The organism is Acinetobacter rudis, assembly GCF_000829675.1.
Lineage (GTDB): Bacteria > Pseudomonadota > Gammaproteobacteria > Pseudomonadales > Moraxellaceae > Acinetobacter > Acinetobacter rudis.
Map to the genome: position 1 here is coordinate 1 of NZ_BBRX01000122.1, position 4,573 is coordinate 4,573.

Annotated in this window: 5 protein-coding genes; 3 read left to right on the forward strand and 2 right to left on the reverse strand. The window is 42.6% G+C overall.

Features of this window, described 5'->3' with window-relative positions; all coding sequences use genetic code 11:
- Window positions 1–103 precede the first annotated feature (103 nt).
- Window positions 104–682, reverse strand: a complete 579-nt coding sequence (locus Aru01_RS17895; protein ID WP_016654769.1) for a DJ-1/PfpI family protein — start codon at window positions 680–682, stop codon at window positions 104–106.
- Window positions 683–806: 124 nt separating this feature from the next.
- On the reverse strand, window positions 807–1,538 hold the full coding sequence (locus Aru01_RS17900) for a carbonic anhydrase (protein ID WP_016654770.1): 732 nt from the start codon (window positions 1,536–1,538) through the stop codon (window positions 807–809).
- 407 nt (window positions 1,539–1,945) lie between these two features.
- On the opposite strand from Aru01_RS17900, the gene Aru01_RS17905 reads away from it, so the two are divergent.
- The 3 genes from Aru01_RS17905 to Aru01_RS17915 form a co-directional block, all read left to right on the forward strand.
- A complete protein-coding gene (locus tag Aru01_RS17905) occupies window positions 1,946–2,941 on the forward strand; it encodes a quinone oxidoreductase family protein (protein WP_016654771.1) in 996 nt (331 codons plus the stop codon).
- Window positions 2,942–2,983: 42 nt separating this feature from the next.
- The gene (locus tag Aru01_RS17910) at window positions 2,984–3,832 is read left to right on the forward strand and encodes a TauD/TfdA dioxygenase family protein (RefSeq protein ID WP_016654772.1); all 849 of its coding nucleotides are present in this window, start codon (window positions 2,984–2,986) and stop codon (window positions 3,830–3,832) included.
- A gap of 60 nt (window positions 3,833–3,892) precedes the next feature.
- On the forward strand, window positions 3,893–4,573 hold a 681-nt coding region (locus Aru01_RS17915; protein WP_042111746.1), incomplete at its 3' end, for a beta-keto acid cleavage family enzyme.

Consider the following 4,573-nt stretch of genomic DNA (forward strand, 5'->3'; position numbering starts at 1 on the left):
CACCTGCGATTGCTATGTTGGCGACTTTAGATTAAGCCCTTTGCTTGGTTTTAAAAGCGCTCATTTAAATTGAGCGCTTTTAAGGTCTTAGCTGTGTTTTCTATTAGATTTGGATGTTTGCACCGAGTGCTTTAACAAATTGTGCCATCCATGCTGGATGTGCAGGCCAAGCAGGTGCGGTGACTAAGTGACCATCAGTTACTGCATCTGTCACTGCAATATCAGCATAGGTTCCACCAGCCATTTTCACTTCAGCAGCGCAGGCAGGATAGGCTGAACACGTACGATTTTTGAGTACATCTGCTGCTGCTAAAAGTTGTGCGCCGTGGCAGACTGCAGCAATTGCTTTTTCTGCATGATCAAACTCACGCACAATCTCAATCACGCGATCATTCATGCGTAAATATTCTGGTGCACGCCCGCCAGGAATCACGAGGCCAACATAGTCTTCAGTTTTGACTTGATCGAAATCGTAGTTAATCGCAAAGTTATGACCGCGTTTTTCGCTATAGGTTTGTTCACCTTCAAAATCGTGAATTGCTGTTGCAATGTGATCCCCTGTTTTTTTGTCAGGGCATACTGCATGTACCGTGTAACCAAGTGCGGTTAAGAACTGAAATGGCACCATTGTTTCATAGTCTTCAGCATAGTCACCAACCAACATCAAAATCTGTTTAGACATATTTTTCTCTCGAGTATCGTGGATTATGATTGTGATATGACCCTAGCATATGTAAGTGACATTGATAAGTAAGTGCATAAAAAAAGACCTGAAATATCAGGCCCTTTCATGATGATCTAAGCGTTTATTCAAGAACTAAACGTGCATTTTGTGCTTGAATAGGGCGGTTATTTGGATGCTCCAGCAAATGTGAGAAGGCTTTGATTTGTTGAGCTGAGGCCTGTTGGACGTCTTTAAGTACAATCCAGCGTACACCTTCGGAGCAAGGTGGCGTGGTTAAAGAGCCGTTAAAGCGATAATAATCTAATTTTTCAGGTAAGAATGTTGCAGCAATATCATGGTGTTTGAGTGAAATGGCTTCACCAGCTTTTTGCGGTAATTCTTTCCATAGTTTGGTTAATTTTTTATTTTCAGCGCCTTCTTCAAACATGATGGCAACTACAGTTAATTCACCTTGAGCAGTTGCATGTACCAGATGCATTTCCATTGGATATGACTTGCCATGAATGGTGTTTTCACTTGGGCTATGTAAATGGAATTGTTTTAATTCAAACTGCTTATTATCAAGCGATAAAAAATTACCTTCGTTGAAATTCACTTGGACAGTACGGGCATTGTTGACAATGCTCTGAGTGCTTTTTGCATAGTTAAATTTCAATGGAGGCAATTGGGCATCTACAGTTTGATCGATGTTAATCGGAGATTGGTTGAGACCTGAACATGCTTGATATTGGGCATTCATACTTGACCAGTACGCGGGTGCTTGTTGATCGGCATAACCCCAGTCGAATTCTGCACCAGCAAATACTGCTTGAGACGCAAAGAGCATCATGACCGCGGCTGTTTTAACTTTCATCGTGTACTCACATAAAGTAAAAGAATAAGAAGGGGCTATGTTGCGAAAAATCAGCGGATGCCGCAAAAAATATTGTTGGTTATATCATCAGCCAAGCCCTGCTTAAAAAACTTTCTTATTTAGATGTCGATATTCTGTGCAATTTATTGTTGAGATAATTAATTGAGCAACAGACTGTTTTTATTATCATTATTTTTTAAGGGATCACAGCTTGAGTAATAGCGTGCTGTGATAAATAAACAGCCCAAGTCAACCTAAGCGTGCTGAGGCGTTATATGGAAAAAAAAGCGGTTGTCATAAAAAGATAAATAGGCGTCGTCAAAAGTGAAGAGAGGGTGCTGCGAGTGTTGTAGTTTGAGACATTGCCTTTACAAGCACTTGATAAGAACCAAAACAGGGATTTTAAAATGACGATGATTAAAGCAGTACGTTTCTATGAAACGGGTACAGCCGAGGTAATGCGATACGAAGATGCTGAGATAGGCCAGCCAGCTGCAGGTGAGGTACTGCTGCGTCATGTCGCTGTAGGTTTGAACTATGCAGATACTTATTTTCGTAATGGGACTTATCAGATTCCGCTGCCAAATGGTATGGGCGTTGAAGCTGCTGGAGTGATTGAAGCTGTAGGTGAGGGGGTGACTGATTTTGTTGTCGGTGATCGCGTTACTTATACAGGTTTTCTCAATACTTTAGGTGCTTATAGTACTCAGCGCCTCATAGCTGCCAATGCATTGATTAAATTACCTGATGCTATTTCTTGTGAAACAGCGGCTGCGATGACTATGCGTGGTTTGACCTCAGCTTATCTAATGCGACGTATTTATGATTTTAAAGCTGGCGATAGCATTTTACTGCACGCAGCTGCTGGTGGTGTAGGTCTGATCGTTGCTCAGTGGGCGAAAATCTTGGGTCTTACCGTGATTGGTACAACATCATCAACTGCTAAAGCTGAGATTGCACGAGCTCATGGTTGTGATCATGTCATTAATTATAGTCATGAAAATGTCGCACAGCGGGTACGTGAGTTGACCAATGGGACAGGCGTTAACGTGGTATTCGACAGTGTGGGTAAAGATACCTTCATGGCTTCACTCGATTCATTAAAACGCCGTGGGCTATTGGTCTGTGTGGGAACAGCTTCAGGTCCGATTCCTGCTTTTGATCCAGTGCTGTTGGCAATGAAGGGTTCTCTTTACGTGACTCGTCCTGCTTTGGCTGACTATATTGCTGATCCTGCTGAGAAAAAAGCGCTAGCTGCAGAGTTGTTTGAGCATGTCGCACAAGGTCGTATCAAAATTGAAATTAATCAGCGCTATAAGCTAGAAGATGCCGTACAGGCACATCGTGATTTAGAAGCACGTAAAACAACAGGTTCTTCGATTTTTGTGATTGAACAAAGTTAAGCACAAAACATCACATGCTTTTGTAATTTGAAGGGATTTCTTATGCAAATAGAACAATTAACTTGCAATATTGGTGCTGAGCTCAAAGGTGTAAATCTGGCAGATGCGATTGATGACGATGGCTTATTTACACAGATTCGCCAGCAATTATTGCAGCATCGAGTGTTATTTTTACGAGATCAACATCTGACCCGCGCACAGCATGTTGCTTTTGCTGAGCGTTTTGGTGTACTTGAAGATCATCCAGCAGTGGGTAGTCATCCTGAGCATCCTGGTCTAGTACAAATTTATAAAGACCCAACAAGCCCAAATGATCGCTATGAAAATGCGTGGCATAGTGATGCGAGTTGGCGCAAGATTCCACCAATGGGGTGTGTATTACGTTGTGTGGAATGTCCGCCAGTAGGGGGAGATACCATGTGGACCAACATGGTACAGGCGTATGAAAATTTGCCAAATGACATCAAAGACAAAATTGCTGACCTACGTGCTTATCACAGTATTGAAGCCAGTTTTGGCGCATGTATGCCAATCGAAAAACGTTTGGAACTCAAAGATAAATTCCCTGATGCTGAGCATCCAGTAGTCCGTACTCACCCTGAAACAGGTGAGAAAATCTTATATGTGAATGCTTTCACAACGCACTTTAGTAACTATCACACCAAAGAGCGTGTGCGGTTTGGCCAAGATGCCAATCCTGGTGCAGCAGAATTACTCCGTTACCTCATCACACAAGCCTCTATACCAGAGTATCAAGTACGTTGGCGTTGGCAACCGAACAGTATTGCAATTTGGGATAACCGCAGTACTCAACATTATGCAGTCATGGATTATCCACCCTGTCATCGAAAAATGGAACGCGCTGGCATAGTGGGCGATGCAACTTATTAAGCCTGTGGGTTTAAATCTCGAAATTTAACTGAAAATTCAAATATAAATGAGGAAAGGCATATGCAATTCTTTGACGATTCTTTGCACCCTGAAAACATGGAAAAAGTGGTTATTACTGTAGCACCGTATGGTCCAGAGTGGATGCCAGCTGATTTTCCAGAAGATATACCGGTCACCATGGATGAGCAAATCCAAAAAGCAGTGGAATGCTATGAAGCAGGTGCCACGGTATTACACTTACATGTGCGTGAACTTGATGGTAAAGGCTCAAAACGTTTGTCGAAGTTTAATGAGTTGATCGCTGGTGTACGTGAAGCTGTACCCGAGATGATTATTCAAGTGGGTGGCTCGATTTCTTTTGCACCAGAAAGTGAAGGTGAAGCAGCACTTTGGCTGAGCGATGATACAAGACACATGTTGGCTGAACTTACACCCAAACCTGATCAAGTCACTGTGGCTATTAATACGACGCAAATGAATATCATGGAGTTGCTATACCCTGAATATTTAGAAGGAACTTCACTTGCGCATCCGGATATTCAAGCCGCTTATGCGGAAATGACCGTACCTGCAGGTCCAGCATGGGTTACAGAACATTTAAAACGCTTATGTGCCAATAACATTCAACCACATTTTCAGTTGACGGGTATGCATGGTCTAGAAACACTAGAGCGTATGGTGCGCAAAGGTCTGTATATGGGACCACTGAACTTGACTTGGATCGGTATTGGTGGTGGTTTT

Excerpts from the sequence above, each read along its gene's own strand:
- Aru01_RS17895 (WP_016654769.1), bottom strand. The coding sequence starts at position 682 with ATGTCTAAACAGATTTTGATGTTGGTTGGTGACTATGCTGAAGACTAT.
- Aru01_RS17900 (WP_016654770.1), bottom strand. The coding sequence starts at position 1,538 with ATGAAAGTTAAAACAGCCGCGGTCATGATGCTCTTTGCGTCTCAAGCA.
- Aru01_RS17905 (WP_016654771.1), top strand. The coding sequence starts at position 1,946 with ATGACGATGATTAAAGCAGTACGTTTCTATGAAACGGGTACAGCCGAG.
- Aru01_RS17910 (WP_016654772.1), top strand. The coding sequence starts at position 2,984 with ATGCAAATAGAACAATTAACTTGCAATATTGGTGCTGAGCTCAAAGGT.